General features: G+C 49.7%; 1 protein-coding gene. It reads left to right on the top strand.

Features of this window, described 5'->3' with window-relative positions:
• Window positions 1-300, top strand: a 300-nt coding sequence (locus AC1EU5_RS16035; protein WP_480193429.1) for a hypothetical protein, incomplete at both ends; no start/stop codon positions are given.

The raw sequence follows: 300 nt of genomic DNA, 5'->3' as shown, positions 1-300 counted from the left end.
GGTACAGCAACGCTGACAGGTGTAGCTGTGGTTGATGATATTTTAGGTGCCGTGATCTTAAGTGATGTAGCAGGTGATGGCGTAGCAGTGCTAGCCGCTGGTGACAGTGAGAGTGGTACGCTTACGTATACGATCCAGGCAGGTGACTTAGGTACGACCATTACGAACATTGCTACAGGAAGTAGTGATCAGGCCCCAGATGTAACGGATACCAACAGTATCCCAGTAGCGACACCAAGCATGGGTATCGTGAAGAGCAATACGATTACGGACCCAGATGGATCTGGCGATGTATCTGTA

This window comes from Maritimimonas sp. 2405UD52-3, assembly GCF_056591715.1.
Note: the sequence above shows the minus strand (reverse complement) of the source record. Positions and strands in the feature narration are given on the sequence as shown.